Source organism: Kosakonia sp. CCTCC M2018092, from assembly GCF_003864115.1.
Classification (GTDB): domain Bacteria; phylum Pseudomonadota; class Gammaproteobacteria; order Enterobacterales; family Enterobacteriaceae; genus Kosakonia; species Kosakonia cowanii.
The window spans coordinates 2,494,558-2,521,368 of record NZ_CP034225.1; the positions used below are offsets into that span (position 1 = coordinate 2,494,558).

General features: G+C 57.7%; 23 protein-coding genes and 1 pseudogene. 6 read left to right on the forward strand and 18 right to left on the reverse strand.

What is annotated here, in order from left to right; genetic code table 11:
- Window positions 1-16: 16 nt before the first annotated feature.
- Together EH164_RS11870 and EH164_RS11875 are read right to left on the reverse strand one after the other, a co-directional pair.
- On the reverse strand, window positions 17-985 hold the full coding sequence (locus EH164_RS11870) for an ABC transporter substrate-binding protein (RefSeq protein ID WP_124968364.1): 969 nt from the start codon (window positions 983-985) through the stop codon (window positions 17-19).
- Window positions 982-1,683 (reverse strand): ABC transporter ATP-binding protein, encoded by a 702-nt coding sequence (locus EH164_RS11875; RefSeq protein WP_124968365.1) that lies wholly within the window; start codon window positions 1,681-1,683, stop codon window positions 982-984. Before EH164_RS11875 ends, EH164_RS11870 begins: the two co-directional genes overlap by 4 nt.
- A 220-nt stretch (window positions 1,684-1,903) precedes the next feature.
- Between EH164_RS11875 and EH164_RS11880 the strand changes: the two genes are divergently transcribed.
- On the forward strand, window positions 1,904-3,682 hold the full coding sequence (locus EH164_RS11880) for a sensor domain-containing diguanylate cyclase (protein WP_124968366.1): 1,779 nt from the start codon (window positions 1,904-1,906) through the stop codon (window positions 3,680-3,682).
- A 29-nt stretch (window positions 3,683-3,711) separates the two neighbouring features.
- Entirely contained in the window at window positions 3,712-4,284 is a 573-nt protein-coding gene (locus EH164_RS11885) for a flavin reductase family protein (protein WP_023478886.1), read from the forward strand.
- 18 nt (window positions 4,285-4,302) lie between these two features.
- On the opposite strand, the gene pptA is transcribed toward EH164_RS11885, so the two are convergent.
- The 11 genes and pseudogenes from pptA to EH164_RS11945 all read right to left on the reverse strand — a co-directional run bounded on the left by pptA (window position 4,303) and on the right by EH164_RS11945 (window position 14,647).
- Window positions 4,303-4,533 carry a tautomerase PptA gene (gene pptA, locus EH164_RS11890; protein WP_023478779.1) on the reverse strand — a complete coding sequence of 77 codons (231 nt, stop codon included), beginning with the start codon at window positions 4,531-4,533 and terminating at the stop codon, window positions 4,303-4,305.
- Window positions 4,534-4,586: 53 nt separating this feature from the next.
- Window positions 4,587-5,207: a glutathione S-transferase family protein gene (locus EH164_RS11895; RefSeq protein WP_124968367.1), complete on the reverse strand. Its 621-nt coding sequence runs from the start codon at window positions 5,205-5,207 to the stop codon at window positions 4,587-4,589.
- Between the two features lie 33 nt (window positions 5,208-5,240).
- Window positions 5,241-5,768, reverse strand: coding sequence for a shikimate kinase (locus tag EH164_RS11900; protein WP_124968368.1), 528 nt, complete (start codon window positions 5,766-5,768; stop codon window positions 5,241-5,243).
- 4 nt (window positions 5,769-5,772) lie between these two features.
- Window positions 5,773-6,786 (reverse strand): LacI family DNA-binding transcriptional regulator, encoded by a 1,014-nt coding sequence (locus EH164_RS11905; RefSeq protein ID WP_124968369.1) that lies wholly within the window; start codon window positions 6,784-6,786, stop codon window positions 5,773-5,775.
- A 285-nt stretch (window positions 6,787-7,071) separates the two neighbouring features.
- On the reverse strand, window positions 7,072-7,965 hold the full coding sequence (locus EH164_RS11910; protein WP_124968370.1) for a transporter substrate-binding domain-containing protein: 894 nt from the start codon (window positions 7,963-7,965) through the stop codon (window positions 7,072-7,074).
- A gap of 9 nt (window positions 7,966-7,974) precedes the next feature.
- The gene (locus EH164_RS11915; RefSeq protein ID WP_023478647.1) at window positions 7,975-8,748 is read right to left on the reverse strand and encodes an amino acid ABC transporter ATP-binding protein; all 774 of its coding nucleotides are present in this window, start codon (window positions 8,746-8,748) and stop codon (window positions 7,975-7,977) included.
- Window positions 8,732-9,655, reverse strand: coding sequence for an amino acid ABC transporter permease (locus EH164_RS11920; protein ID WP_124968371.1), 924 nt, complete (start codon window positions 9,653-9,655; stop codon window positions 8,732-8,734). Before EH164_RS11920 ends, EH164_RS11915 begins: the two co-directional genes overlap by 17 nt.
- Before the next feature lie 9 nt (window positions 9,656-9,664).
- Window positions 9,665-10,174 (reverse strand): GNAT family N-acetyltransferase, encoded by a 510-nt coding sequence (locus EH164_RS11925; RefSeq protein WP_124968372.1) that lies wholly within the window; start codon window positions 10,172-10,174, stop codon window positions 9,665-9,667.
- Between the two features lie 10 nt (window positions 10,175-10,184).
- A pseudogene (locus tag EH164_RS22770) lies at window positions 10,185-12,448 on the reverse strand (NtaA/DmoA family FMN-dependent monooxygenase).
- Between the two features lie 64 nt (window positions 12,449-12,512).
- Window positions 12,513-13,634 carry an amidohydrolase gene (locus tag EH164_RS11940; RefSeq protein ID WP_124968375.1) on the reverse strand — a complete coding sequence of 374 codons (1,122 nt, stop codon included), beginning with the start codon at window positions 13,632-13,634 and terminating at the stop codon, window positions 12,513-12,515.
- The gene (locus EH164_RS11945; protein ID WP_124968376.1) at window positions 13,631-14,647 is read right to left on the reverse strand and encodes an LLM class flavin-dependent oxidoreductase; all 1,017 of its coding nucleotides are present in this window, start codon (window positions 14,645-14,647) and stop codon (window positions 13,631-13,633) included. The genes EH164_RS11940 and EH164_RS11945 overlap by 4 nt, the downstream gene beginning before the upstream one ends.
- 461 nt (window positions 14,648-15,108) lie before the next feature.
- Between EH164_RS11945 and ansP the strand changes: the two genes are divergently transcribed.
- From ansP to EH164_RS11960, 3 genes are all read left to right on the forward strand, one after another.
- Window positions 15,109-16,572, forward strand: coding sequence for an L-asparagine permease (gene ansP / locus EH164_RS11950; protein WP_124968377.1), 1,464 nt, complete (start codon window positions 15,109-15,111; stop codon window positions 16,570-16,572).
- A 314-nt stretch (window positions 16,573-16,886) separates the two neighbouring features.
- Window positions 16,887-18,125 (forward strand): EAL and HDOD domain-containing protein, encoded by a 1,239-nt coding sequence (locus EH164_RS11955; protein WP_042715587.1) that lies wholly within the window; start codon window positions 16,887-16,889, stop codon window positions 18,123-18,125.
- Window positions 18,126-18,371: 246 nt separating this feature from the next.
- Window positions 18,372-19,937 (forward strand): methyl-accepting chemotaxis protein, encoded by a 1,566-nt coding sequence (locus EH164_RS11960; protein WP_124968378.1) that lies wholly within the window; start codon window positions 18,372-18,374, stop codon window positions 19,935-19,937.
- A gap of 104 nt (window positions 19,938-20,041) precedes the next feature.
- Here the strand turns inward: EH164_RS11960 and EH164_RS11965 are convergent, their stop codons facing one another.
- Window positions 20,042-20,521 carry a carboxymuconolactone decarboxylase family protein gene (locus EH164_RS11965; protein WP_124968379.1) on the reverse strand — a complete coding sequence of 160 codons (480 nt, stop codon included), beginning with the start codon at window positions 20,519-20,521 and terminating at the stop codon, window positions 20,042-20,044.
- Window positions 20,522-20,612: 91 nt separating this feature from the next.
- Here EH164_RS11965 and EH164_RS11970 point away from each other — a divergent pair, with 91 nt between their 5' ends.
- Window positions 20,613-22,034, forward strand: coding sequence for a PLP-dependent aminotransferase family protein (locus EH164_RS11970; protein WP_124968380.1), 1,422 nt, complete (start codon window positions 20,613-20,615; stop codon window positions 22,032-22,034).
- 152 nt (window positions 22,035-22,186) lie between these two features.
- On the opposite strand, the gene EH164_RS11975 is transcribed toward EH164_RS11970, so the two are convergent.
- From EH164_RS11975 to EH164_RS11990, 4 genes are all read right to left on the reverse strand, one after another.
- Complete coding sequence (locus EH164_RS11975; RefSeq protein ID WP_124968381.1) at window positions 22,187-23,101, reverse strand: bestrophin family protein; 915 nt, start codon at window positions 23,099-23,101, stop codon at window positions 22,187-22,189.
- A 357-nt stretch (window positions 23,102-23,458) separates the two neighbouring features.
- The gene (locus tag EH164_RS11980) at window positions 23,459-24,910 is read right to left on the reverse strand and encodes a tagaturonate reductase (protein ID WP_124968382.1); all 1,452 of its coding nucleotides are present in this window, start codon (window positions 24,908-24,910) and stop codon (window positions 23,459-23,461) included.
- A 117-nt stretch (window positions 24,911-25,027) separates the two neighbouring features.
- Complete coding sequence (locus EH164_RS11985; protein ID WP_124968383.1) at window positions 25,028-25,552, reverse strand: GNAT family N-acetyltransferase; 525 nt, start codon at window positions 25,550-25,552, stop codon at window positions 25,028-25,030.
- Window positions 25,553-25,632: 80 nt separating this feature from the next.
- Window positions 25,633-26,607: a diguanylate cyclase gene (locus tag EH164_RS11990; protein ID WP_124968384.1), complete on the reverse strand. Its 975-nt coding sequence runs from the start codon at window positions 26,605-26,607 to the stop codon at window positions 25,633-25,635.
- Between the last annotated feature and the right edge of the window lie 204 nt (window positions 26,608-26,811).

The window sequence follows — 26,811 nt, forward strand, 5'->3', positions numbered from 1 at the left end:
GCCCCCGCGGTGGGTTTTACTGGGCAAACAGCGTGTTGAAGCGCTTGAGGATCTCGCCGCGCTCGCTGCCGGTGTCGCTCTGGGTCGGCAGCAGTTTCAGCTCGCTTAACAGCGGGCGTTTGGCGGCAACATCGGTACGGGCAGGCATCAGCCAGGCGTCAGCGACCATTTTCTGCCCTTCCGGCGACAGCACATAGTCGATAAAGGCTTTCGCCTCCTGCTCATGCTGGGTGGATTTGAGGATCATCATCGGGCGCGGCGCAATCACCGTGCCGCTGGCCGGGAAGATCACCTTCAACGATTCGCCCTGCGCGATATTGCCATAGGTGACGTAATCCACCGCGCCGAAGACCGCCGCTTTCGCCCCCTGCATCACCGGCGTCACCGCCTGCGCGTTCGGGCCGCTCACCACCATGCCGTTCTTTTTCAGATCGTCAAACAGCTGCCAGGCCTTATCACCCATGCCATTTTGCAGCCCGATCAGCAGATCGAGCGATGCGCCGGAGAGCGCCGGGTCGGGCGTGGTGACTTTATCCTTGAACGCAGGCGCGGTCAGATCGCGCCACTCTTTCGGCTCCGGGGTGCCACTTTTGCTGTTCCAGACAATGCCGAGCGCCGAAATGCCCTGCGCCACATAGTCCGCGCTTTTCAGCGCCTCCGGCACTTTTTCGGCATTAGCGCCGGTAAACGGCAGCAGCCAGCCGCGTTTATGCAGATCTTCTGCCGTCTCCCACGAAGCGGAGATTAAAATATCCGCCTGCGGGTTGGCCTGCTCCGCCTCGAGGCGCGCCATCACTTTGCCGGTGGTGGCCTGGAAGATATTCACTTTAATCCCGCTCTGCTGCTCGAAGCCGCTGGCGAGGTTTTTCGCCAGCGAGCCCGGCCCGGCGGTGTAAACCGTCAGCGCATGCGCGCTGGAGATGATCATCGATGACAGCGCCATAGCGAGGGCGACTCCTTTTTTCACGGACAGTAAGCCTTTCATGCAGATTCCCCTGAGGTTGACGTAACGGTGCGAACGGACTCCACCTCGCCGGAGGCGAGATGAACAATGCGGTCGGCGAGCAGCTCTGCTTCACGGCGATCGTGGGTGACATAGACGGCGGTGGTGCCAAGCTGGCGCAACAGGCGCGCCATCTCATGGCATAACGCTTCGCGCAGCGCGGTATCGAGATTGGAGAGCGGCTCATCAAACAGCAGCACGCCCGGCTCGGCGACAATCGCCCGCGCCAGCGCGACGCGCTGCTGCTGGCCGCCAGAGAGCCCGGCGGGTTTGCGATCGGCGAAATCCGCCAGCCCGACGCGGGTCAGCACCTGCACCACGCGCGCCTCACGCTCAACGCGCGGGACATTGCGCATCTTCAGCGGAAAGGCGACGTTTTGCGCCACGCTCATGTGCGGCCACAGCGCGTAATCCTGGAACACCATGCCGATATCGCGCGCTTCGGGCGGTAATGACCAGCCCGCTTTCGCCACGCAGCGATCGCCAAACCAGATGTCGCCAGCGGCCGGCTGCGCCAGCCCCGCCAGCAGGCGCAGCAGCGTGCTTTTGCCGCAGCCGGAAGGGCCGAGCAGCGCGACGATGGTGCCCGACGGGATGGCTAAGTCGATACGATTGAGAACGGTGTGCGCGCCGAAAGCGTACGAAACGCCTTGCAGCCGGATGTCAGTGAATGCGCTCATCGACGCCCTCCTGTTTCAGGAAGCCGAGCGAAACCCGCGGTCTGCATCCGCAGGGCGCATCCACCTGAGCAGAAGTCAGGGGAGCAAACATCTTGTTATCCTCTTTGGGATTTGATTGCGGCTGACTATAGGCAGGGAGTGTGACGGTGAAATGACACCTTGATTTTTAAGCAATGTCTACACTGAAAAGAACGCTGTTCTTAACCTAAAAGGGATGCCCGTGCGGATCGCCACGATAACCAATTTTGCCTATATCGCCACGGTGGTGTTAACGCTCAGCTCCGGCGTCGCGCTCTTCCTGGCCTCCAGCGCCGAGCGCAATGAACGCGAGGCGGTGACGCAAAGCCGTCTTTTCGACACCCTCACCGATACGCTGGAAAAAGAGGCGTGGGCGTTAAGCGAACTGGCGCGCGAAGCGGTGATCAAAAAGCAGCCGGAAGCCATTCAGAGCTGGAAGACCCGCGCAGAGCAGGATATTGAGCTGGAGAATCATCTCGCCGCGCTGCGCGATAACGGTGCTTCCGATGAGGAGTTGATTATCCTACGCGACGGCCTTACGACCCTCGATCAGCTGGAAGATGAGCAGCGGATCGCCATCAGCGACGTTGAGGCGGGGAAACCCGATGAGGCGATGAACCTGCTCTTTAGCGCCAGCTATGAGGAGCGCCTCGCGGAAACGGAGTACCGCTTTTCCCACTTTCGCAGCCTGATCGATCAGCGAACGCAAAGCGCTATTGCGAACGCCACCGACCTCTCTCTGCGTCTGCGCACCCTCTCTGAGATCATGGTCGGCCTGACCGCCCTGCTGTTTCTGTTTGTGCTCGGTTTTATTATCAAACACCGCATCCTGCGCCCGGTAGTGACACTGAGCGACGTGGTGAACCGGCTGGCAACGCAGGATTACAACGTCGAAGCGCCGGTGCTGGCGCAGGTTGATGAGATTGGCGATATGGCGCAGGCAATCCGCATTTTTCGCGAGAACGGTTTAGCCCGACAGCGCCTTGAGCTGGAGCGCGATGCGGAATGGGCGACGCGCACCCTGCTGGCGCGCATGACCCAGCGTTTGCAGGGATGTGACTCTTTGCAGGCAATTGTGCGGGTGGTAAGCCGTTTTGCGCCGCAGATCATTCCCGATATGGGCGCGCGGCTCTATCTGCTGGACAGCAACGCTAACCGCATGAAATGTGTCGCCCGCTGGGCGCTGCCGCCCGGCGAAGATGCTCCTTTCGCGCCGGAAAGCTGCTGGGCGCTGAAGCGCGGCCAGCTGCACAGCCCCGGTAACGGTGACGTTGATATGCCCTGCGATCACATCGTGCCCGAGATCGCCGCGCGGGCGATCTGCGTGCCGCTGAATGCGCAGAACAAAAGTATCGGCCTGCTCACTTTTGATAACTACACGCCGGGCAAAGAGCCGCCCTATATCTATCTTGAACTGCTGGCGGAGACCCTCGCGCTGGCGTTAGCCAACCAGATGCTGCGCGATACGCTGACCGAAAAAGCGACCTATGACTCCCTGACCGGCCTGCGTAACCGCCACAGCCTCGAAGAGACGCTGCGCAATATGATCGATCAGGCGATGGTCGACAATACGCTGCTGAGCTGCCTGATGCTGGATGTCGACTACTTCAAAAAACTCAACGACCTGCACGGACATGACGCGGGCGATAAAGTGCTGCGCGAGCTGTCACGCATTATTACCGACACGCTTGGCGAGTACGGCGTCGCCTTCCGCTACGGCGGCGAGGAGTTTTTGCTGATCCTGCCAGGTAAGAGCGAAACCGAAGCGAAAATGCTCGCCGAGCGGCTGTTAAACACCATACTTAAACACCCGATGCGCTATGAGTCGCAGGATATCGGCCCGGTGTCGGTCTCCATCGGTCTTGCCACCTGGCCGCGCCACGCCAGGGCTGATAACCTGGTGCGCGCCGCCGATCTCGCGCTCTATATGGCGAAAGAGCAAGGCCGTGGGCAGATTGTGGTTGCCCGACACGCCGGGTAGTTGCGGAAAATTTTGCTAAAGGAGAGGTTATGAGCCATTTTCGTCCGGTGGCGTTAGAGCACGCCAGCCGCCTGTTAAACCACGGCCCGACCGTGATGATCACCAGCCGCGATGAGCAGATTGACCGCCGCAACGTGATGAGCGCCGCCTGGTCGATGCCGGTCGAGTTTTCGCCGCCGCGCATCGCCATTGTGGTGGATAAAAGTACCTGGTCGCGCGAGCTGATTGAGCGCAGCGGCATGTTCGGCATTGTCATCCCCGGCGTCGCTGCTGCCAACTGGACCTACGCCGTCGGCAGCATTACCGGGCGCGATGAGGATAAGTTCAACTGTTATGGCATTCCGGCGATTGCCGGGCCGGTGCTGGGCTTGCCGGTGGTGGAAGAGAAGTGTCTGGCGTGGATGGAGTGTCGCCTGCTGCCGCCCACCGCAGCCCAGGAGAAATATGACACGCTGTTTGGCGAAGTGGTCTCTGCCGCCGCTGATGAGCGCGCTTTTGTGCAGGGGCGCTGGCAGTTTGATGATGATCAGCTGAACACGATCCACCATCTCGGCGGCGGTACTTTTGTCGCCAGCGGCAAAACGATGGTTGCCGGGCAGTAACACCTGCCCGGCCAGCCGTCACATGCTGTAGCCGGGCTTTTTGATCAGCTTCTCCATCTGCGGCGCAATCTCTTTATCCCAGGCGTTCACCTGCCACTCTTCCGGGGCGATCTCGGTGAGCGCCACGCTGATGGAGCTCTCTTTGCTGTTGAGATGGCGAATAATCACCTCGGTGATATCTGCCGCCAGCGCACTCTTCTGCTCGTCGTTCAGATCGCGGGGAAAACATTTGATATCGATATGCGGCATGGTCTGCTCCTTTTTTAATAAAAAAATGACGATAACACAGCGGGCAACGCGCGCTAGCCGATAATCTCGTTGCGCCGCAGCACCGCCTCCAGTTTTGGCAGCGCACAGACGGCATCGGCAATGGCGTTTATCTTCGGCGTGTTGCTGGCAAACCACGCCTGACGCGGCCCCCAGCTACGCATCACGCAGAGATAGATGTCCAGCAGCGTAAGCTGTTCACCGAAGGCGTAAGGCGCGGCCTGCAGCTGGCTCTCCAGCCACAGATAGAGGGTTTTGCGATAAGCGATGCAGCTCTCTTTCAACTGCTCCGCCGCGTCCGGTGCCCAGCGCTCGGGGTAATCGGCATAGGTAAAGGTCGGGTAGACATTCGCCACCAGCCATATCAGCAGCCGCCAGAACTGCTGGCGCTCCGGCGTCCCTTCTGGCGGAGCCAAATCAGGATGACTGTCGAGGATCATCAGCGCCACGGCGGCAGATTCGGTCATCACACTGCCATCTTCCAGTTGCAGCGTCGGCACCTGGCAGAGCGGGTTGAGCGTGCGCAGCCTCTCCTGCTGCGGGCCGGGCTGGTCAAAGCCTGCGACATCGTGAAACTGATAAGGAATATCGGCCAGCGTAAGCATCGCTTCGCTGATGGCCGATCCAAAGCCGGGTACGCCATACACGGTGATCATCGGGTTACCTCGCACGTAATATGAGGCTTAAGCTTAGGTCAGAGTGGCGAGAAATTCGTCAGCCTGCTGCGGCGAGGTGAGGCGCACAAAGTGCAGGTGCTGATAGCGCGGATCGGCCATATCACGTGCGTAACGCACGCGGTTGCTGCGCCAGGTCTTGATGGTCCAGAGAATGATCGACTCGCGGCTCAGGAAGGCGCGGCGAAAGCTTTCACAGTTACCGGTGCCGGGCCACAGCTCCTGTTTGTGCCGCGCGCGTTTTATCGCCCGCAGCACCGCCTGGCGCAGGGTGCGCCAGAAGCCGTAATCGATCCAGATAATCAGATCGACGTTACGCCATTTGATGTCGCGGCTGCGGTTATAGTTGCCGTCCAGCACCCAGCCCGGCTGTTGCAGGATCTGCTCGAGTTTCGCATAGAGTTCTTCGTCCGGCGTCCCCTGCCAGTTGGGCCGCCAGTAAAGGGTGTCCATATCGATATAGGGCACGTTAAGCTGGCGCGCCAGACGCTTACCCAGCGTCGATTTGCCGCTGCCGCTGGTACCAATAATGTTGATTCTCATCTTTTTACGCCGATTCCCGCTCAGTCAGGTGAAAGCCAATATCGATAATCTGCTCGCCGTCGCTGCGCCCTTCGATGCGATTAGCCAGCAGAGTCGCCGCCCGCGCGCCAATGGCGTGACGGTCGAGAGCAATAGTGGTAATGGAGGGCACATTTGCCGCCGCAAAATCGAGATCGCCAAAGCCCATTACCGCCAAATCCTGCGGCACGCGCAGCCCGCGCGCCTGAAGCTCGCTAATCGCCCCCTGCGCGAGAGTGTCGGAGCCGCAGATAATCACATCTAACTCTATGGTTTCCAGCAGCTGCGCCACCCCCGCCCGACCATCAGCAAAGCGGGCAGGCAGTTGCGACTCAACACAAGGGGCGTCGGTGATGCCGTGACGCGCCAACCCTTCGTACAGCCCGTTTTTACGCTGCGCAGCCGTTCTCTCTGTCGTCCATACCAGCCCCGGACGCCGGTAGCCTTTGCCCAGCAGATACTCTGCCGTTGCCAGGCCCGCTTTCTCATGGGAGAAGCCAACCAGCATGTCGATGGGTGTTGGCGTGATATCCCATGTCTCTACCACCGGCACGCTGGCGTTGAAGATGATCTTTTTCAGGTCATTAGCGTGATGGATGCCGGTGAGCACAATGCCGTCCGGGCGGCGCGACATCAGGGTCGATACCAGCTCGGTTTCCGTTTGCGGCGTGTAACCGGCGCTGCACAGCAGCATCTGATAACCGCGTTGCGAGAGCGTTTCACCCATTGCCTGAAGCGTATCGGCAAACAGCGGATCGTTGATGTGCGGCACCAGCACGGCAACCAGTTTGCTGCGCCGTGAAGCCAACCCACCGGCCAGCGCGTTGGGAATATAGCCCGTCGCTTTAACCGCGGCGAGCACCCTTTTCACGGTTTCCGGCCGAACCTGATCTGGCGTGTTAAGCGCCCGACTCACGGTCATGGAGGAGAGCCCGGCGGCGCGGGCGACGTCATCCAGCGTCGGGGCGCGGGAGATAACAGCACGAGAAGGTCTTGCCATCTTCACTCACAGAGCCCGCAGAGGCGTTAGCAGTAGCTACGTTATATCTTGTAGTATAACCATAACTCCAATCAATACCTCTGTTCACTTTTAAATCAGAGCATTACCTCACCATTTTCCTTAAAAAATGTTAGCGCTAACATCAGCAAACACTCTAATCACCGCTGGGCCAACACACTCCAGACAGTCATTTTTGCAGCCGATCGCATTTTCATTTTTTGTACACGTTTGGTGCACTAAACAACATGAAAAACATTAACAGAACCATGTTAGCGCTATCATTTTTTACCAGTTCACCCCCGGCGGATTGACCTGCGAAGTCTCAACCCCTTCGCCCTGCTCACCCCAGCGCGCCAGCACCTGTTGATACTCGCCGCGCGCGATGGCGCCATTGATCGCCGCCTGCAAAGCCAGCACCAGGCCGTTGCCCTTTTTGCTGGTGGTCGCCACCCAGGTTTTCTTCGGCCCCAGGCCGACCACTTTTGTTGAGCCATTCAGTGCCGCTTTATATGCCGCGACTGACTGCGGACCAAACACCACGTCCGCGCGCCCGGACTGAATATACAAATTGCCGGAGGCGTCATCCGTCAGGTAGATCGGTTTTGCTGCCTCGCGCCCGGCGGCGCGGTTCTCCTCACTCCAGCGCAGCAAGATCCGCTCCTGATTGGTACCGGAGCCAACAATCACCCTGCGCCCGGCCAGGTCAGCTGCGCCGCTAATCGCCTTTATCGGGCTGGTGGCTTTTACCGAAAACGCGAGCGAATCGGCACGATAGGTGGCGAAGTCAAACTTCTGCTTACGCGCCTCGGTGACGGCAATATTGACCAGCGCCACATCGTAGCGCCCGGAGGTGATGCCGAGCGGCCAGTCCTCCCAGGCGGTCGGCACCAGTTTCAGCTTGAGACCAAGACTGCTCGCCAGCAGCCTGGCGATATCCGGGTCGCTGCCGATGCGCGTGCGGTTATCACTCGCCAGCAGAGCCAGCGGCGGCGAGTTAAGCGCGGAGATAGCAACCGTCAGCGTGCCCGGCTCGACAAAACGGTAATTCGTCGGGATTTTGGCGATCGCCGCTTCATCCCGTTTGGCCACAATCGGCTGCTCGTTGGCGCGCAGATCGATCTGCCCGGCCACAACCGGGCCTGCGCTGAACACTATCAGCGCCAGTAATGCCTGTTTCATACACACTCCTTACAGCACTTTGGAGAGAAACTGGCGCGTGCGGGCGTGCTGCGGCTGGTTCAGCACCGCCTCACTACTCCCCTGCTCCACAATTTTGCCGTCGACCATAAACACCACCTGGTCGGCGACCTCGCGGGCAAAACCGATCTCATGGGTCACCACCACCAGCGTCGATCCGGCCCGCGCCAGCTTTTTGATCACATCCAGCACCTCGCCCACCAGTTCGGGATCGAGCGCGGAGGTCGGTTCATCAAACAGCATCACACGCGGGCGCAGCGAGAGCGCTCGGGCGATGGCAATACGCTGCTGCTGGCCGCCGGAGAGATGACGTGACCAGGCATCGGCTTTGTTACGCAGGCCGACCACATCCAGCAGTTCAAAAGCCTGCTCGACCGCCGCTTTACGGCTCAGCTTTTTATGGGCAATCGGCGCTTCAATCAGATTCTCCAGCACCGTCAGGTGCGGAAAGAGATTGAAGTTCTGAAACACGTACCCGACGTTGACGCGCTGGCGCAGGATCTCCTTTTCTTTCAGCTCATAGAGTTTGTCCCCCTGCTGGCGGTAGCCGATGTACTCGCCGTCGATACGGATAAAGCCCTCGTCGACGCGCTCAAGGTGATTAATGGTGCGCAGCAGCGTCGATTTGCCGGAGCCGGAGGGGCCGAGGATCACCGTCACCGTGCCGGGCGGGATCTCCAGCGAGACGTTATCCAGCGCTTTATGGCGGCCAAAATATTTGCTGACGCCGCTAATCGAGATATGGCCTTCAGGAGAGATGGGCATGGGCAGGCTCCGTGGCGTGTGAAGTGTGAGTGGTCGTTGCCGCACGGTAAACGGACGGATTGATAGCCGAGCGGCGTTCACTGCGCGCCAGCCAGCGCTCAACCAGATACTGGATCGCCGACAGCACGCTGGTGATCACCAGATACCAGGCGGCGCCAACCATCAGCAGCGGGATCACCTCCTGGGTGCGGTTATAGATCATCTGGATGGTGTAAAAAAGCTCCGGCATCGCCAGCACGTAAACCATCGCCGTGCCTTTGGCGAGGCTGATTATTTCGTTGAACCCCGAGGGTAAAATGGTGCGCAGCGCCTGCGGCAAAATAATGCGCACCGTGCGCCGCCAGGCGGGAAGACCAAGCGCGGCAGCGGCTTCATACTGCCCGTGATCGACGCCAAGAAAACCGCCGCGAATGATCTCTGCGGTATAGGCGCTCTGCACCAGCGTCAGCCCGACCACCGCCGTGGCGAACTGGCCGAGCACATTAATCGTCTCGTAGCGCGCCCACTCAATGCTGGTAAAGGGAATGCCGATGGCGAGCGAGTCATAGAGGTAGGAGAAGTTATACAAAATGATTAGCACCACAATCAGCGGCAGCGAGCGGAACAGCCAGATATAGCCCCAGGCAAGGCTGCTCAACAGCCACGACGAGGAGAGCCTCGCCAGCGCCAGCAGCCCGCCGAGAATGACGCTCAACACCGTGCCGACCAGCGTCAGCAGCAGCGTTTGCCCTAACCCTTCGAGGATCACCGGGTCGAAAAACCAGCGGGCAAAGACGCCCCACTCCCAGCGCGGGTTGAACGCCACGGACTGGATCACCGCCGCCAGCACAAACAGCGCGACGATGGCACCCACGGTGCGCAGCGGGTAGCGGGCCGGCACCACTTTGATTGTTTCGGTACTTTTCATGGTCGCTCCTCAGGCGGTTTTGCTCAGACGGGCCGATGACAGCACTTTGCTGAAGCGCAGCCGACCATCAAACGGCGGCAGGCTGTACTCTTCCGCGTCACGCGTCAGGTCGAAGTGCGGCTGGTAGCCCTGGCTCAGGTAGAGCCGCACCGCTTCCGGCTGGCGAAAGCCGGTAGTCAGGTAGATCTGGCTATAACCGGCAAGCTCGGCGCGGCGCTCCAGCTCCTGCACCACGCGCGCAGCCAGCCCCTGCTGGCGCAGCGAGGCATCGGTCCAGATGCGTTTGATTTCGGCAGTTTGCTGATCAAAAGGTTTGTAAGCGCCGGTGGCGATGATCTTTCCGTCGCGCTCCAGCACGATAAACAGCCCCTGCGGCGGTAAATACCACTCAGTCAGCTCCACCTCGGCATCGCGGGAAAAGTAGTCGCCGTAGCGGGCGGCATACTCAGCAAACAGCCCGGTGAGGATCGGTTGCAGCTCGTCGGCATCGGGCGAGACATCGCGGAAACGTTCGTTCATCCTCTGCTCCTTAATCGCCAAGGCCTGGCGGGTTAATTTCTGATTGCGCGATACGCTCAACCCCTTCACCCCAGCGGTTGAGCACCTTGTCGTAATCGCCGCTCGCCATCGCACCATTCAGCGCGCTCTGCACCGCCGGTGCCAGGCCGCTGCCTTTACGCAGCGTCACGGCAATATGCGCCGCTTTTGGCCAGCCGCCGTCGACGCTGCCGACCAGCCGGGTTTTGCCGGTCAGCGCCGCTTTCCAGGCACCAATCACGTTGGGGCCGAAGAAGGCATCCGCGCGGCCCGATTGCAGCGCCAGCGTTAGGGCAGCGTCATCTTTGGTGTAGACCGGCGTAAAGGGTTTAAGCCCCTTCTTCAGGTTTTCCGCGTTCCAGGCCAGCAGGATCGCCTCCTGATTGGTGCCGGAGCCAACAATGATGCGCAGCCCGGCAATATCCGCCGCCTGCTGAATCTGTTTGATGGGGCTTGCGGTTTTGACATAAAAACCGAGGGAGTCTTTGCGGTAGGTGGCAAAATCAAACTTCGCTTTGCGCGCCTGGGTGACGGTGATATTGCTGATCGCGGCATCATATTTGCCGGAGGCCACGCCCAGCGGCCAGTCCTCCCAGGAGGTCGGCACCACATTCAGTTCAAGACCGAGGCTGTCGGCGACCAGCCGGGCGATATCCACTTCGCTGCCGAGCAGGGTTTTGTTGTCGGCGGCAAACACCGTCAGCGGCGGCGAGTTAAGCGCGGCGACCGCCACGGTGAATTTACCCGGCTGCACAAAGCGGTACCCTTGCGGCAGCTGGCTTATCGCCTGCGGGTTTTTCGCCGTATGAATCGGCTTGGCGTTGGCCTCAAGGCTTACGCCGGTGCCATTGATAGTCACATCGCTGGCCTGCGCCAGCGGCGTCAATGCAAGCGTTGCCGCCAGCAAAAGGGTGCGTCTCTGCATAGCGTTCTCTTCTTCTATTGTGTTGACCGGGGATGTGCGGGCAGCGCCAGGCCTAAACTTTCGCGCAGGGTTGTGCCGGGGTAGTCAGTGCGGAACAGCCCGCGCGCTTGCAGGATCGGCACCACTTTTTCGACGAAGCGCGGGAAGGTATCCGGCGTGCCGCCCTGGATGATGAAGCCGTCGGCGGCGCGGCTCTCAAACCACGCCTGCAAGCCGTCGGCCACCTGTTCAGCGGTGCCGGAAAAACGCGGACGCGGCGAGGCGCTCTCCAGTGCCACCTGGCGCAGCGTCAACTTGCGTTCACGGGCGTTGCGTTTGATCTCATCGGTGGTGCTGCGAAAGCTGTTCTGCCCTAAATCGCCAATTTCCGGGAAGGGTTCGTCGAGCGGGTACTGGCTAAAGTCGTGGTGCTCGAAGTAGCGCCCGAGGTAGTTGAGCGCATCATTAATGGAGACCAGCGCGGCGGTGGTTTGATACTGCTGCTCGGCATCCGCTTCGCTGTCGCCGACAATTACGCTGACGCCCTGGAAAATATGCAGCTCGTCGTGACGCCGCCCGTGCTGTTCCAGCTGCTGTTTTACGTCGCGGTAGAAGGCCTGCGCCTCCGCTAAGGTTTCATGGTGAGTAAAAATGGCATCGGCATGGCGCGCCGCCAGTTTTTTGCCATCCTCCGAGGCGCCCGCCTGGAAAATAATCGGCCTCCCCTGCGGTGTGCGACCAATATTTAACGGCCCTGCGACCTGGAAAAAGTCGCCGTGGTGGTTGAGGGTGTGCAGTTTTTGCGGGTCGAAAAATTGCCCGCTGGCTTTATCACGAATAAAGGCGTCCTCCTCCCAGGAGTCCCACAACCCTTTAACCACATCGAGATACTCATCGGCAATGCGGTAACGCAGGGCGTGATCCGGGTGCTTTTCACGGGAGAAGTTTTTCGCCGAACCCTCCAGCGGTGAGGTAACGACGTTCCAGCCTGCCCGACCATGGCTCAGGTGATCGAGGCTGGCGAACTGGCGCGCCACGGTAAAGGGTTCGCTATAGGAGGTTGAGAGCGTGCCCACAAGGCCAAGATGCCGGGTGACGCTCGCCAGCGCCGACAACACCGTCAGCGGTTCAAAGCGATTTAAGAAGTGGGGGATCGATTTTTCATTGATATATAAGCCATCAGCGACAAATAAGAAATCGAGTTTCCCCTGCTCAGCGATACGCGCCGTCTCCTGCACAAAGTCAAAATTGATGCTGGCGTCGGCGACCGCCGCAGGATGTCGCCAGGCGGACATATTTCCCGATGCGCCATGCAAGATGGTGCCAAGCCGCAATTGTCGTGCTGTAGACATACTCCCTCCGGAATTCAGGCAACAGGTGGCCCGGAGCCACCGCCCCAGGTCATTTCAGGTTTCGTTAAGCGTGCTGTAAGGCTTTTTCTGCCAGGCGGGCAAAGTAGCGCGCCGCCTCATCAATCAGCCCTTCATCAGGATTAAACGCGGGATGATGCAGGCCGTACGGGCTGTCGCTGCCGATACTGACAAACGCGCCGGGTATCTGCTGGAGATAGACGGCGAAATCCTCCCCGCCCATATGCAGATCCGCCTCTGCGGTACGGTAGCCGTGCTCGTTGGCGACCTCGCGGGCGAAGTCCGCCCACTGCGGGTGATTGACCAGCGCATCCGGGCCGTCGAACCAGGTCACCGCAATACCCGCATCGAAGGCCTGCGCCAGCCCGGCGGCGATCCCCTCAACGCGTTTTTTGACCTGCGCACGGATGGCCGCATCGTGGGTGCGCAGGGTTCCCTCCAGCTCGACATGCTCCGGCAGCACGTTCCAGGTATTGCCGCCCTGAATACGCGTCACGCTTAACACCACCGATTCGAGGGTGTTGACGTTGCGGCTGGCGATACTTTGCAGCGCCACAACCAGCTGGCTGGCGAGCAGAATGGCGTCGTTGCCCTCATGCGGCCGCGCCGCGTGCGCCCCTTTACCGCTCACCTTCAGACTGAAGCGATCGACATTGGCGTAAAACGCGCCGCCGCGGGTGGCAAATGCGCCGACCGGCAGGCCGGGTTCGTTGTGCATGCCGAAAATCGCGCGCACATTCTCCAGCGCACCGGCCTTAATCAGCCGCTTCGCGCCGCCAAAACTCTCTTCTGCTGGCTGAAACAGGATGCGCACCCTGCCCGCCAGCTCCGCTTCCCGCTCTTTTAACAGCAGCGCCGCGCCGAGCATGACGCTGGTATGAATATCGTGTCCGCAGGCGTGCATCACGCCGGGGTTGCGCGAGGTAAACGGCGAGTCAACCGCCTCCTCGATCGGTAACGCGTCGATATCGGCGCGCAGCGCGATCACCTTCTCGCCGCTTCCCACTTCCGCGACCACCCCGGTCGGCAGTTCGAGCGGCAACAGGCGCAGCCCGGCATGCTCCAGCCAGTGTCGAATGCGCCGCGTGGTTTCAAACTCCTGGAGCGAAAGTTCCGGGTGCTGATGCAGCTCACGCCGCCACGCAATTAACTGTTCGGTAAAACTCATCCCGCCACCTCCTGTAGGGTTTGCGTCTGCACGACTGCCTGCGCCAGCAGGAGGAGTGAAGTTAAGCGCGCGCGTCCTTCCGCCACCGGCGTGTCGATAATAAATTCGTCAATGCCAAACTGCTGATGCAGCGCATCCAGCCCGGCCCGCACCTTTTCTGGCGTACCGGCGATGATGGCGCTTTCGCGCCGCGCAATGCGTACCGCCGGGCTGCCCGCCTGGCGGGCAAAGGCCTGCCCATGCGCTTCGCTCGCCACGCTCACTTTCTGCCCGTTCGCCAGCTCAACGCCCCACACTTCAACCTGCTGCGCCAGCGAGTCAGCCTGCGCCTGGGTTTCTGCCACAATCACCTGCACGGCGACCAGCGTGTCGCGGCGGCTTTGCTGCTGCCATTGCGTGACAACGTCACGCAGAAGGGTTTTGTCGCCATTGAGATGCGCGGCGTAGACAAAATTCCAGTCGAGGGATGCCGCAAGCGTTGCGCTCTCAAGGCTGGCACCGAGCAAGAACCGCTCTGCCTGCACTGGCGCAAGCGGCGTCGCCAGGAGAGATTCCTGGGCATTTTCATCCGGGGCCAGCGACAGCCAGTTGTCCAGCTGCGCCAGCTGATCGGCAAAACGTCCCTTCTCTTCGGGGTTGACGCCCTGCTGCAACGCGCGAGTGGAGAGCGGTAATCCGCCGGGCGCTTTGCCCACGCCCAGGTCGACGCGTCCCGGGGCGAGGTTTGCCAGCAGGTTAAAATTCTCTGCCACTTTATAGGGGCTGTAGTGTTGCAGCATCACGCCGCCGGAGCCGACGCGGATGCGCCGCGTCTGGCCAAGTATCCAGGCGATCAGCAGCTCTGGCGACGGGCTCGCAAGTTGTGAGGTGTTGTGGTGTTCAGCTATCCAGAAGCGGTGATAGCCCCAGTTTTCCGCCTGCTGCGCCAGTTGCAGCGTGCGCAGGAGCGCGTCCTGCGCGGTTTCATGCTCCGCGATGGGGCTTTTGTCCAGCAAACTCAGTCGGTAAGACATGGCACGCTCTCGTGTCAGAGAAGATGGGCCAATACTGGAGCGTGCTGAATCTGCTGTGAAACAATTAATTTACATTTGGTAAGCAAAAAATTCGCAAAGTCAGCGTTGCCAGGCGCTCACGCTATTTGTTCTGCAAATGGATGATGCCGAAGGCCGGTGCGGACCGGGTAAAACACCGTTTTATGGTTGTGGTTTTTTCTGTTGCATTTTTCACCATCCTGAATCATTTCCTCTGCTTGATGGAGTTGACTTCACAATTTCGACTAATAGTGTGCTGTTTACGGCTGGGTATGTTTTGCGTCAGTAAACGATTGCGGTTACGATGCTGCGCCATGTTTTCCCTTATCCATACACAGAAACAATGGAAAGAGAGAACGTGTAGCCGACGGTGCAAATCGTGTGGTTTTTGTGCTGCGGCTTGAGACATTCCGCAAGGTCAGACAGGTCAACAGGGTAATGCAATGAAAACAGAGAACAACAACACCACGGAGCATCACGCGGCGAAACGTCGCTGGCTGAACTCTCATGAAGAGGGCTACAGCCAGGCGATGGGTAACCGCCATGTACAAATGATCGCCATCGGCGGCGCAATCGGTACCGGTCTTTTCCTCGGTGCCGGCGCGCGTCTGCAAATGGCCGGGCCATCGCTGGCTATCGTCTATCTCGTTTGCGGTATCTTCTCGTTCTTTATTCTGCGTGCGCTGGGCGAACTGGTTTTACACCGCCCTTCCAGCGGCAGCTTCGTCTCTTACGCCCGTGAGTTCCTCGGCGAAAAAGCCGCCTATGTCGCCGGCTGGATGTACTTCATCAACTGGGCGATGACCGGCATTGTCGATATCACCGCCGTCGCGCTTTATATGCACTACTGGGGTGCCTTTGGCGACGTGCCGCAGTGGGTCTTCGCCCTCGGCGCGCTGGCGATTGTCGGCACCATGAACATGATCGGCGTGAAGTGGTTCGCCGAGATGGAGTTCTGGTTTGCGCTGCTGAAAGTGCTGGCGATTGTGCTGTTTCTGGTGGTCGGGACGGTTTTCCTCGGCACCGGCAAACCGCTCGACGGCAACAGCACCGGCTTCCATTTGATTACCGATAACGGCGGTTTCTTCCCCCACGGCATGATGGCCGCACTGGTGCTGGTGCAGGGCGTGGTATTCGCCTTCGCCTCTATTGAGCTGGTCGGTACCGCCGCAGGCGAATGTAAAGAGCCGAAGACCATGGTACCGAAAGCGATCAACAGCGTGATCTGGCGTATTGGCCTGTTCTACGTTGGCTCGGTGGTGCTGCTGGTGCTGCTGCTGCCGTGGAACGCTTACCAGGCGGGACAAAGCCCGTTCGTCACCTTCTTCTCGAAGCTTGGCGTGCCGTACATTGGCGACGTGATGAATATCGTGGTGTTGACCGCCGCGCTCTCCAGCCTGAACTCCGGCCTCTACAGCACCGGGCGTATTCTGCGCTCAATGTCGATGGGCGGTTCCGCACCGAAGTTTATGTCGAAGATGAGCCGCCAGCAGGTGCCGTATGCCGGTATTCTGGCGACAATCTGCGTCTACATCGTCGGCGTGTTCCTGAACTACCTGGTGCCGTCGCAGGTGTTTGAGATTGTGCTTAACGTTGCGTCGCTGGGGATTATCGCCTCCTGGGGCTTTATCGTGGTGTGCCAGATGCGCCTGCGTAAAGCGATCCGCGAAGGCAAAGCAGAAGATGTCAGCTTCAAGATGCCCGGTGCGCCGGTGACCTCCTGGCTGACGCTGCTGTTCCTGCTCAGCGTGCTGGTGCTGATGGCGTTCGACTATCCGAACGGTACCTTCACTATCGGCTCCATTCCGCTGATCGCCGTTCTGCTGGTTGCCGGCTGGTTTGGCGTGCGTAAGCGCGTGAACGAAGTGCATGCCACTGCGCCGGCTGAACAGACGCCGCGTACTTAATCCCGCGCCTTTGGCGCTGCGCCATGCCGGACAGCGATTTTGGCTGTCACGCAGGCGCAGCGCCTGTTTTATCCCCTGCCTCGCTTACGCTTTTCTGCATAATTGTCGTTTTTTACAGCGCCATGCTGCTACTTTGAGCGGTTACGCTTAAGAATATCCTCATTACCTGTACACTTACCGCTTTGCTGGCCTATATTTTTAGCGCTAAAGGTCACTTTTTTAGTATCAGGCGCACGCTTCGGCTATTCAGGGTGTGTTATAAGCTTATATATTTGTAATACTTATACAAAAGTACATGGTGTACGGGGTGGTGAATGTTTTCTTTTGTGGCCAGACAGGCGATCTTTGATAACCAACTGAACACCGTCGGTTACGAACTGCTGTTCCGCAATAGCATGGATAACCGCTTTCCAGAGATCTCTGCCGAGCAAGCCACGACCCAACTGATCGAAGAGCAGTTTCTCAGTGCGCCTGTCGGACGTAAGAACGATCTGACGACGGTATATGTCAATTTTCCCTACCAGTTATTGATTGACGGCCTTGCCGAAACGTTGCCGAAAAACCGCGTGGTGATCGAAGTCCTTGAAGATGCGCAGCCGGACAAGCAACTGCTGGAGACGGTAAAACGTCTGCAGAACCTTGGCTTTCGCGTCGCTCTCGACGATTTCGCACCTGGCAACCAGTGGGACGCTTTCCTGCCCTATATCGATGTGATTAAGTTCGATATCAGGCGAAGCTCACTGGAAGAGATTGATGCCTGGGTTAACGCCAACCGCGATGCGCTGCGCCACGCGGTGCTGCTGGCGGAAAAAGTGGAAACCTATGATGAGTTCGAAGCCTATAAGAAACTGGGTTTTCGCCTCTTCCAGGGCTATTTCTTCAGCAAACCGGTGGTCTCTAAGCGCAACAAGCTGGTGCAGAACCGCGCTTTTGCGCTGCGGTTGATGCAGGAAGTGAACGTCGAGTCGCCGAACTTAAACCGCATTGAAGAGCTGTTGAAACGCGATGTCTCCCTCTCATTTAAGATCATGCGCTACGCGCAGAACATCTTATATAACACGCGCGGGATTAGCGGCTTTCGTAACCAGTCCTTACGCGACATTGTGGTTTACCTTGGCATCAACGAGATGCGCCGTTTTGTACTGGTGGCCTGTCTTACTTCGTTTGAGCACGTGACCAATACCGAGATCTACTATCTGAGCCTGATCCGCGCCAAGTTTTGCGAACTGGTGGCGGCGCGCACTTCCAGCAATAATGTCGCCAATGACGCTTTCCTGGTGGGGCTCTTCTCCCTGCTGGATGTGATCCTCGGCCTGCCGCTTGAAGAGCTGATGGAGCAGATCTCCGTCTCGCCGGATGTGGCAACAGCGCTGGAGAAAGAGAGCGGCGAACTCTACCCCTATGTTCACCTCGCCCGCGTCTATGAACAGCGTTTATGGGATGAGACCAGCGCGATTGCAAACAAGATTGGCCTGCCTTACTCCGCAGTATCAGAATTAATGACACAAGCTACCAAGTGGGCAGATGAACTGCCGCTGAGTCTTAAAGGTTAATTTTTCGCGCACGCTCTGCGTGCGCGAAAATAGTCATCTCTTTAAGTGAAATATTATTTCAATTATTTAACACACCTTCCCGATCTTATTTAACACCCTTGCCTGCCTTAAATAAAACTGATGCCACTCGTAAGATATTTGCCTAAATATCAGTGCGATATGTGATCAAGATCGAACTTCAACCTCAATCTTTCTACGGTTTATGCCGTTATTACCATTACCACTCTTTTTTATAACTTCAGGATCATGAAAAAATTTGCGCACGCGACCGTATTAACGAAACTGCTGTTTGGTTTCTCTACTCTTATTGTGATGATGTTAATTGTTGGCATCGTCTCGATTTATCAGCTTAACGCCAGCAAACAACAAATCGATAAATTCCGCCAGGAGCGTATGCCGGGCATTCGCTACACCCTCGAGATGCGCGGCGTATTAGCGGAAATGCGCTTACAGCAGGTGCAGTACATCTCCTCAACAACCCCTGCCTCCCTCGATCAGCATCGTAATGAACTGCTGCAAAATCAGGAAACGTTCCTCAACGCCCAGCGGCAGTACACAAAACTCTCTGCCGATGCGCCGCCGGAGATGCACGCGCTGTTTGTGACGGTGGTCGATAACTTCAAAAACTTCATCGACGTCAACGCAAAAGTGATTGAGGCGATGAACCACGGCGACGCGGCAGAGGCGGCGAAGATCAGCGGCGTAGTGTCGGCGAAATACCGCACACAGCTGATGAAAGACTTGGCGACGCTGGTGGATATGGAAGTAGCCATTGGCGAGCGCATGGGCGAAACGACGCAGGCAAATTACAACCACGCGCTCTATGTGCTGATCGGCTTACTGCTGCTGGCGCTGATCGCCACAGGCGTGAGCGCGCTCTTTATCTCGCGCAGCCTGGCGCGCCAACTCGGCGGCGAGCCGGATTATGCGATGTCGATTATGCAGGCGGTGGCCTCCGGCAAGCTGGAGACGGCGGTCGATCTGCGTGAAGGTGACAGCAATAGCCTGCTGGCGACGATTAAATATATGAACAGCCAGCTGGCGGAGATTATCCGCGGCATTATTGATGGCAGCGAATCAATCTCCCATGCCGCAGGCGAAATTGCTGAAGGTAACAATGACTTGTCGCAGCGCACCGAGGAGCAGGCCGCGTCGCTGGTGCAGACCTCTTCGAACATGCAGCAGATCACGGAAAACGTGAAGAGTAATGCGGAGAACGCCCGCAAAGCGAGCGAGCTGGCGCGCCAGACCTCAGACACCGCGCTCAAGGGCGGTAAAGAGGTTAACGACATGCTGACGCGCATGCATGAGATCTCCGCCAGTTCGCAGAAGATTGTCGATATTATTTCGGTGATTGAGGGGATCGCTTTCCAGACCAATATTCTTGCGCTCAACGCCGCTGTAGAAGCCGCGCGCGCCGGTGAACAGGGCAAAGGGTTTGCGGTGGTCGCTGGCGAAGTGCGTAACCTGGCGCAGAAAAGCGCCGATGCGGCAAAAGAGATTAAGCAGTTGATTGAGGGGACGGTGGAAAAAATCACCGACGGTTCGCGTTTTGCCGATACCGCCAGCCGTGCGATGGAGGAGATTGTCTCGTCAGTGAATAAGGTGACGGATATTGTCGCTGATATCTCCGCCGCCTCAACCGAGCAGCATCAGGGGATTAAAGAGATCAGCGTCGCTATCGATCAAATGGATCAGGTGACCCAGCAGAACGCCACGCTGGTGGAACAGGCCGCGGTGGCCGCGCAGTCGATGACCGAGCAGAGCGAGGCGCTGCGTAACTCGGTGCGTTTCTTCCAGCTGGCGCATTAATAGTTTTTTGACGTCGGAAAGCGATGTCCCTGCCCGGTTCAGCCATGAGCCGGGCTGTATTGCCGGATGGCGCTGACGCTTATCCGGCCTACGAAACCGCACGGCTATTCGAGATTCGCGCGATCGAGGCCGTAGGCTTTATCGAGCGCGCCTGGGGCGGTTTGCGACACAATCATCAAGCGGTTCCAGGTGTTGATAATTGAGATAGCAAACGCCAGCTCTGATAACGCCACTTCATCAAAATGTTCACGCGCTGCGTCATAAATGGCATCGCTCACCCCTTCAGCAGCGGGCCGGGTCAGGGCTTCGGTCAATGCCAGCGCCGCCTTCTCTTTCGCGGTGAATAACGGCGATTCGCGCCAGATGGCGACATGATGCAACCTTAACTCCCGCTCACCCAGAATCCGCGCCTGTTTAATGTGCATATCCAGACAGAAAGCGCAGCTGTTTAGCTGTGAGGCACGAATATCAACCAGATTTTTGAGTGTGCTATCCAGACCGCTGTTGTGCGCCGCCTGGCTGGCTTCGGAAAGGGCTTTGATCAGATCGGGAACGCGCTGGAAGAGATTGATGCGGGTGCTCATATTATTTGCCTCGTTTATTGTTTCAACGGGGGCTATATTACGCGTCAATGTCGCAGGTAAAAGATGCAAAACAGCAAGAAAAAGGTAGGACATGAAGCCGGGTTACAGAGCTATTTATTCGCAATATCGCGAGAGCATCACGCAGGGTTTGCTTAAGCCGGGAGATAAAGTCCCTTCGGTGCGCGTGCTGGCCAGCGAACTGGGCGTGGCGCGAAAAACGGTGGAAACCGCGTGGTCGATTCTGATCGGTGAAGGGTTTCTGGTCAGCGATGGCGCGCGCGGCACACGCGTCAATCCTGAACTGGTGCTGTCGCCGGTCAAGCGTAAAGCTCGCGATGAGCCCCTTTCTACCCCAGCGCCAGCATTTGGCGACGCCGAACGTAAACAGAGCGGTTTCTTGCGCCTCGGCATTCCGGCGCTTGATGCCTTCCCGAGTAAAAAATGGCTGCTGCTCAGCGCTAAAGCCGTGCGTGCACTGCACCCGAGCGAAATGCTCACACCGCCATTGATGGGCTATGCTCCTCTGCGCCATGCCATCGCTCACTATCTGAATGTTTCGCGCGGGCTTGCCTGCAGCCCGGAACAGGTGGTGATCACCGGCGGGTATCAGCACAATTTGCGGCTGATCCTCACTCTGCTTGCAGGCCCTCAGCAGAAAGTGGTGTTTGAAGAGCCGGGCTACTTTTTAGGCCAGCGCATATTGCAACATTCAGTCCAGAACCTGCATAGCGTAGCGGTCGATAACGACGGTCTGGATATCAATTATCTTCTGCGCCATCACAACGACGCCCATCTGCTATTTGTGACACCGTCACACCAAAGCCCGCTGGCGGTCACCCTCTCCCTGCCCCGCAGACAGCAGCTGCTGGCGTGGGCAGCGCAGCGCAATAGCTGGATTGTTGAGGATGATTATGATGGCGAGTTTCACTACACGCGCAAAGTGGTACCTGCGCTGAAGAGCCTTGATAGTGATGACCGGGTTATCTATATGGGCACCTTCAGCAAAACCATGTTGCCCTCCTTACGCACCAGTTATCTGGTGCTGCCGCGCGCGCTGCTTGCGCAGTTCAGGCAAACGGCCGAACTCACCGAGAGCGGCCAACCGCTATTAACACAAAAAATTCTCGCCGCCTTTCTCAGCGAAGGCCACTTTTATAAGCATCTGAAGAAGATGCGCAATCTTTACTCTGCCCGGCGCGGGTTCGTGCTGGCGGCGCTGGCGCAGATCTATCCGCAGATATTTGATGTGGAGGTACGCGATGGCGGCATGCATATCATCGCCTTTTTGCGGGAAAGCACGCAGGATGTGGCGCTGGCACAGCTCTGGCAACAACACCAGTTGCAGGTGAGCCCGCTTTCAGAATGGTACAGAGGTGATGCACCACGCTACGGTTTGATTATCGGTTACACCAATGTCACGTCAGCTGAAGAGGCGATTGCACTGTTGCAGCGCCCGGTGCAGAAGACACAGGCGCTGCTGGCAGATGGCTCACGGCAGGCTGCTAAAGAGTGAGATATCCCATGCCGTGGCGAGCAGTGACAGGCCAACGATAAACGTCAGCGCGAACGAGAAGGTTTTATCGGACTTTTCCATCGCATGTCCCTCTTGTTAGATGACCTGAGCCAGGAGAGTGAAAAAATCTTACGGCTTACGCCCCTGTAAGTTTAGGTCAATTGGTAATTTTTGTCCGGTGTCAGTTTGACCGGCAGATCGTCGGCGTCCTCCATTTGCAGCAGATCGATTTCAATCGCATTACAGTAGGCATCCAGCGGCAGGTCGTTATCCTCTTCGCCAAACGGATCTTCCAGCTCTTCCGCCAGCGTATCGAGCGAGATAAAGGTGTAGGAGATAAGCACTGAGATAAAGGGCGTCATAAAGTGCAGATCCACCACCAGCGCAAACGGCAGCATGATGCAGAAGAGATAGACCGTGCGGTGCAAAATCAGTGAATAGGCGAAAGGCAGCGGCGTATTAAAGATACGCTCGCAGCCAGCCTGCACGGCGGACATATCGTGTAAGCGCTGAGTAATGCTGTGGAACATAATATCCGACAGCGCCCCTTGCGCCCTGCGCTCGCCCAGCCACTGGCCCATCATCAGCAGAATACGGTTTGCTGGCGAATGGGCATTTAAGACCTGCCGTAATTCATCAGCAGTGAGGTATTTTGACAGCACGTCGCCCTGCGGTTTGCGTCGCAGCGTCATGCGCAGCGCGTGGGCAAAGGCGAACTGTAGCTGCATAAAATGGCGCACGTCGCTCTCGTCAGGCAGCGTAGTTTTCACTTCCCGCAGCAGCGAGCGCGAGGCGATCATCAGTTGCCCCCATAACAGACGCGCTTCTGAGTAGCGGGCGAAACAGGCGTTGTTGCGAAAACCGAGGAAGATAGCAATGGCTACCCCGAGAATGCTGAACGGTGCGACCGTTAGCTTGATGCCCAGCGACGTGTACCACGGCAGCATCCAGATGACGGCGACCGAAAGCAGGAAGTTCATGGTCAGGCGTGAGGCGATTTTCGGCAGTACGGAACCATGCCAGACGAAGAGACGAGCAAGCCAGTGTTTTTCAGGACGGACAATCATAATTATTCAGGGGGAAAAGGAGCGCAGCGGCTATTAAACGTGATCGATGTCACAGTTGCAAGTTTGCTAATGGATTGTGACGCAATTTCGCCCTGCCAGACGATGTATTGGCGCAGAGGTTACTGAAACCTGTTATACAACTCTGTTAAAGTATGTTGTAACTATAATGCTTGCTTTCAGCTATTGCTGCTTTGCCGGATGGCGGCTATGCCTTATCCGGCCTACGGGATCGAATGGAGTGCGGGAATGCCGGATGGCGGCTACGCCTTATCCGGCCTACGGGATCGAGGAGATTGTGGAAGTGGGAAATGTAGGCCGGATAAGCGCCAGCGCCATCCGGCATTTTACAGGCAGCTATCAGCAGAGCGGTTTTACCGCTTCGCGCATGCCGCGCAGCAGAATGGCGTCCAGATCGAGCGTCACCTGCTCCACCAGGCCCGGCACCTTGCTCAGATCCTGCTCCCAATGATCGCTCACCGACAGCACCGCCCTCACCAGCTCACTGGTGCTGATTTGACGATCGCCATGCTGGCTCCAAAGCTGTTGGTAACGCTCAATCCAGTGCGCATCATCCTGCACCGGGTAACTTTTCCCGTCACGCTCGCCGCGATAGAACGCAATCAACGCCGCCAGCGCAAAAGTGAGGCGCGCCGGTAATTTACCGCGTGCTTTCTGCCCTGCCAGCAATTGAGGAAGAATGCGGGTGCGGTATTTAGTCATGCCGTTCAGGGCGATGGAGAGCAACTGATGTTTGATATAGGGGTTACGGAAACGTCCGGTCACCGCGCTGGCGAAAGACTCCAGCTCATCGCGCGGCAGATTCAGCACCGGAATGATCTCTTCGTAAATCGCCTTCTCGACAAACGCACAGATCTCCGTGTCACTCATCGCTTCGCCGACCGTATCGATACCCGCCTGGAACGCGACCGGCACCAGCGCCGTATGCGCCCCGTTGAGGATCGCCACTTTACGCTCTTTGTATGGCTTGATGTCATCAACAATCAGCACGTTTAGCGGGTATTTATCCAGACGCAGCTCAGCGGCCAGCGATTTTGGCCCCTGAATCACAAACAGATAGAAGTGCTCGGCGGTATCAAGGAAGGCATCCTGATAACCCAGCTCCGCTTCCAGTTTTGCCACTTCATCACGCGGATAACCGGTAACAATGCGGTCAACCAGGGTTGAGCAGAAGCTGTTTGCGGTTTCAAGCCACTGTGTAAATTCCGCGCCCAGCGCCCACTCGTTGGCATAACGCAGCACCAGTTCACGCAGCGCGTCGCCGTTATAATCGATTAATTCACAAGGGATAATGATCCAGCCCTTATCCTGCGCGCCGGCAAAATGGCTGAAGCGCTCAAACAGCAGGCGGGTCAGTTTTGCCGGGTAACTTACCGCTGGCGCGTCGTCGAATTTATCCCCGGCGTGGTAGCTGATACCGGCTTCAGTGGTATTGGAGAAAACGAAACGGATATCCGGATTGTGGGCCAGCTTAAGAAACTCGTCATACTGCGTGTAAACACTGATTTCACGGTTAACGGAGCGGATAAGACGCGCATCGCTCACCGCTTCGCCCTGCTCGTTGAGACCGCGAATAATGGTGGTGTAGAGGCCATCTTGCGTGCTCAGAGAAGGCGGGAAATCACTCGCGATTGGGCGAACCACCACCACACCGGCGTTGAGGTCGGTGTGCTCGTTCAGCAGATCGATTTGCCAGTCGACAAAAGCGCGCAAAAAATTCCCTTCGCCAAACTGAATAATACGTTCTGGATAGTCAGCCCCGGGAAAATTGCGACGGTTTAATGTGTTCACAGTGGGTTCCTTTTTTAGATTAGTCATACAACCTTGGAAGATTGGTGTAATAACTTATCAGACTTTACGACCATGAAACCCTGTTTTGATCAAAGTGGCGTGGCTTATTGACCCCAGTTATATGAACTTATAAAAAAGTGTCGTCGCCGTCACATTTCCATCCGGCATCAGCGCATAACGCGGAATTTCACCCACCCGCTGCCAGCCGCAGGTGATGTAGAAGTTCTCCGCCCCGCTGCCGGTCGCCGTATCCAGCACCAGCACGCTTTTGCCGTGCGCCTGCGCCTCATGCTCGAGGGCTGTCATCAGGCGACGCGCCAGCCCCTGACGTCGCGCGTTATCATGCACCAGTAATTTCGAGACATCGGCGCGGTGCGGCTGGTTTTCCGGCTGTTCGAGCACCACCTGCACGGTGCCGACAACCTCACCCGCCTCATCCTGCGCGACCAGCACAATGCGTTCACCGCGCGTTACGCTTGCGGCAACGCCGGACCAAAATTGATGTGATTTTTCCCGCGAGAGCGGATGCATAAAGCTGACGGAGGCACCGCCGGCGACGCAGTTTTCCAGCACGTCGCACAGGCTGTCGATATGGAAGAGGATCGCCTCACCAGAGAGGCGATTGATATGATAAGCGGTCATTTAGCTTCCTTGTAAAATGACCACTATTCAACGCGGGGCGGGCTAACTCAAGCGCCGCACCCATACAATTTTGTTATGGTTTAGCGTCCGCGATTGTTGCGGGATTTCATGGCATACATCTTCTCATCCGCCTCTTTCATCCAGCTGCGCAGATCGTCACTGCCATCGTGATTAAACTCGCTGACGCCCCAGGAGAAACCGAGTTTCCACGGTTTGCCCGACTGCTGGTTCCAGGCCTCAACCTGTTCAACCAGATGCTGCATCGCGATCCACGCGCCCTCTTCATTGGTATCGGAGAAGACAATCGCGAATTCGTCGCCGCCGTAGCGAACCCGCAGATCCGCTTCACGCAGGCTGGCCGTCATCACCTCCGCCATCGCCTTCAGGGCTTCATCCCCTTCGCCGTGGCCGTAGGTATCATTAATCTCTTTGAAGTTATCAAGGTCGATCCACGCCAGCGTCAATGGCTGCGCGCGGCGGCGTGCGCCAACAATCGCGAACTTCGCCAGGTTATCGAAGCCACGGCGGTTAAAGAGGCCGGTTAACTCATCGGTGGTCGCCGCGCTCATCACCGCGAACTCATCTTCGACGATCATGGCGAAATCTTTCAGGGTGTCGACTTCTGAGCCAGAAAAGCCGCGCGCCGCTTTATCAATCACGCACAGCGATCCCACCAGCGCACCGTCCGGCAGGCGCAGCGGGTAACCGGCATAGAAACGAATATACGGTTCGCCGGTCACCAGCGGATTATCGGTAAATCGCTCATCAAGATGGGTATCTTCGATGATCATCGCCGTTTCAGACAAAATGACGTGACCGCAAAAGGAGATGTTGCGCGGCAGCGTCTGGGCTTCTGCCGGATTACCGCCGGTGGATTTAAAATGGAGCGTATCTTCGTCGACCAGCGTAATCAACGCCGCCGGGACATTGAACATCCGTTGCGCCAGGCGCGTTAAGCGGTCTAAACGGGCGTTGACGCCACCCTCCAGCAGGCCGGAGTCATGCAATGACGCCAGGCGCTGTGCCTCATTTGCGGGAATCGCAGGTGTTTTCATAGAGTGCCGATCTCATCATTCTCAGTCTGGACCGCCGCGCTCGGGCAAACGGGCGAGTAGACAACGGTTTACAGCATTAAGCGTAGCCTATTCGGCACGTTTGTCAGGGTGAGCGAATCCGCAGCTTGCGACCGCGCGAGGCTAATCATATTGGTCTCAAAAATCAGCCGCAAGATATTTATAAGTTATTAATATTTATTGTGT

What these genes read in the sequence shown, in the direction of transcription:
- EH164_RS11925 (WP_124968372.1), bottom strand. Translation starts at nt 10,174, where the DNA reads ATGAACGAACGTTTCCGCGATGTCTCGCCCGATGCCGACGAGCTGCAA.
- EH164_RS11885 (WP_023478886.1), top strand. Translation starts at nt 3,712, where the DNA reads ATGAGCCATTTTCGTCCGGTGGCGTTAGAGCACGCCAGCCGCCTGTTA.
- EH164_RS11920 (WP_124968371.1), bottom strand. Translation starts at nt 9,655, where the DNA reads ATGAAAAGTACCGAAACAATCAAAGTGGTGCCGGCCCGCTACCCGCTG.
- EH164_RS11955 (WP_042715587.1), top strand. Translation starts at nt 16,887, where the DNA reads ATGTTTTCTTTTGTGGCCAGACAGGCGATCTTTGATAACCAACTGAAC.
- pptA (WP_023478779.1), bottom strand. Translation starts at nt 4,533, where the DNA reads ATGCCGCATATCGATATCAAATGTTTTCCCCGCGATCTGAACGACGAG.
- EH164_RS11965 (WP_124968379.1), bottom strand. Translation starts at nt 20,521, where the DNA reads ATGAGCACCCGCATCAATCTCTTCCAGCGCGTTCCCGATCTGATCAAA.
- EH164_RS11875 (WP_124968365.1), bottom strand. Translation starts at nt 1,683, where the DNA reads ATGAGCGCATTCACTGACATCCGGCTGCAAGGCGTTTCGTACGCTTTC.
- EH164_RS11915 (WP_023478647.1), bottom strand. Translation starts at nt 8,748, where the DNA reads ATGCCCATCTCTCCTGAAGGCCATATCTCGATTAGCGGCGTCAGCAAA.
- EH164_RS11985 (WP_124968383.1), bottom strand. Translation starts at nt 25,552, where the DNA reads ATGACCGCTTATCATATCAATCGCCTCTCTGGTGAGGCGATCCTCTTC.
- EH164_RS11990 (WP_124968384.1), bottom strand. Translation starts at nt 26,607, where the DNA reads ATGAAAACACCTGCGATTCCCGCAAATGAGGCACAGCGCCTGGCGTCA.
- EH164_RS11870 (WP_124968364.1), bottom strand. Translation starts at nt 985, where the DNA reads ATGAAAGGCTTACTGTCCGTGAAAAAAGGAGTCGCCCTCGCTATGGCG.
- ansP (WP_124968377.1), top strand. Translation starts at nt 15,109, where the DNA reads ATGAAAACAGAGAACAACAACACCACGGAGCATCACGCGGCGAAACGT.
- EH164_RS11940 (WP_124968375.1), bottom strand. Translation starts at nt 13,634, where the DNA reads ATGAGTTTTACCGAACAGTTAATTGCGTGGCGGCGTGAGCTGCATCAG.
- EH164_RS11900 (WP_124968368.1), bottom strand. Translation starts at nt 5,768, where the DNA reads ATGAGAATCAACATTATTGGTACCAGCGGCAGCGGCAAATCGACGCTG.
- EH164_RS11970 (WP_124968380.1), top strand. Translation starts at nt 20,613, where the DNA reads ATGAAGCCGGGTTACAGAGCTATTTATTCGCAATATCGCGAGAGCATC.
- EH164_RS11895 (WP_124968367.1), bottom strand. Translation starts at nt 5,207, where the DNA reads ATGATCACCGTGTATGGCGTACCCGGCTTTGGATCGGCCATCAGCGAA.
- EH164_RS11960 (WP_124968378.1), top strand. Translation starts at nt 18,372, where the DNA reads ATGAAAAAATTTGCGCACGCGACCGTATTAACGAAACTGCTGTTTGGT.
- EH164_RS11975 (WP_124968381.1), bottom strand. Translation starts at nt 23,101, where the DNA reads ATGATTGTCCGTCCTGAAAAACACTGGCTTGCTCGTCTCTTCGTCTGG.
- EH164_RS11910 (WP_124968370.1), bottom strand. Translation starts at nt 7,965, where the DNA reads ATGAAACAGGCATTACTGGCGCTGATAGTGTTCAGCGCAGGCCCGGTT.
- EH164_RS11905 (WP_124968369.1), bottom strand. Translation starts at nt 6,786, where the DNA reads ATGGCAAGACCTTCTCGTGCTGTTATCTCCCGCGCCCCGACGCTGGAT.
- EH164_RS11945 (WP_124968376.1), bottom strand. Translation starts at nt 14,647, where the DNA reads ATGTCTTACCGACTGAGTTTGCTGGACAAAAGCCCCATCGCGGAGCAT.